Source organism: Bradyrhizobium rifense, assembly GCF_008123425.1.
Lineage (GTDB): Bacteria > Pseudomonadota > Alphaproteobacteria > Rhizobiales > Xanthobacteraceae > Bradyrhizobium > Bradyrhizobium rifense.
In genome coordinates, this window is the sequence record NZ_VSSS01000129.1 from 1 (window position 1) to 1,260 (window position 1,260).

The window sequence follows — 1,260 nt, forward strand, 5'->3', positions numbered from 1 at the left end:
GCACTTGCGCCGTGCCCACCATCTCGCAACGAGTGGCAAGAAAGAAGTCGTGGGCACGCTCCGCTTTGCCCACCCTACGGCGGCTGTGGTCTAGCAACAGCGACCGGTGACGCCCACCACCTGTCGTTATTTCAGGATCCTGGACAACGCCGACAACAGCCGGTCGATCTGCTCGTCCGTGCAGACGGTGATCCGCAGATAGTCCGAGATGCGAGCCGCGGAAAAATGGCGGACGATCACCGCCTGCTCCCGCAGCGCCGCCGCAAGCGCGGCCCCTAGATGCGCGGGATGGCGCGCGAACACGAAGTTGGCCAGGGTCGGCAGCACCTCGAAACCGGCAGCCTTCAGTCCGCGGGTCAGCCGCTCCCTGCCCTCGATCACGCGAACGCGGCTCTGCTGGAAATAGGCATCGTCCTCCAGGGAGGCGATCGCGCCGGCCTGGGCGGGCCGGCCGAGCGGATATGAATTGAAACTGTCCTTCACGCGCGTCAGCGCATCGATCAGATCGGCATCGCCGATCGCGTATCCGACCCGCAGCCCGGCCAGGGCGCGCGACTTGGACATGGTCTGCACGACAAGGAGATTCCGATGCGACGCCACCAGCGGAATCGCGGTCTCGGCGCCGAAATCGACATAGGCCTCGTCGACGACCACAGGCACGTCCGGGTGCTCTTCCAGCAGCGTCGTGATCTCGGCGCGAGAGAGCGCGATCCCCGTCGGTGCGTTCGGATTGGGGACGATGATGGCGCCGGCCGGCCGGCGATAATCGGCGACGCGGATCTGCATGGCCTGATCGAGCGGCACGGTCTCGTAGGCGATGCCGAACAGACCGCAATAGACGGGGTAGAAACTGTAGGTGATGTCGGGAAAGAGCAGCGGTGCATCGTGCTTCAGCAGCGCGACGAAGGCATGCGCCAGCACCTCGTCCGAGCCATTGCCGACGAACACCTGCTCGGGTCTCACGCCGTGATAGGTGGCCAGGGCGGCCCGCAGCGCGGTCGCCTGCGGGTCCGGATAAAGACGTAGCGTATCGGCTGCCGCGTCGCGGATCGCGTCCAGCGCACGCGGAGACGGACCGAGCGGGTTCTCATTGGTGTTCAGCTTGACCAGGTCCGCGATGCGGGGCTGTTCGCCCGGCACGTAGGGCTTCAAACCATGCGTCAGGCTGCTCCAGAAACGGCTCATCTTCCCTCCCCCTCACGCGGACGCGTCGCCCGCTCGACGAAGCCTTTTGCGAGCGCGTGATAGATACCCTCCTCG

The 1,260-nt window shown here is 65.7% G+C and carries 1 protein-coding gene; it reads right to left on the bottom strand.

Going from position 1 to position 1,260, the window contains the following annotated elements:
- Positions 1-126: 126 nt before the first annotated feature.
- The gene (hisC, locus tag FXB40_RS47400; protein WP_148779112.1) at positions 127-1,185 is read right to left on the bottom strand and encodes a histidinol-phosphate transaminase; all 1,059 of its coding nucleotides are present in this window, start codon (positions 1,183-1,185) and stop codon (positions 127-129) included.
- Between the last annotated feature and the right edge of the window lie 75 nt (positions 1,186-1,260).

Excerpts from the sequence above, each read along its gene's own strand:
- hisC (WP_148779112.1), bottom strand. The coding sequence starts at position 1,185 with ATGAGCCGTTTCTGGAGCAGCCTGACGCATGGTTTGAAGCCCTACGTG.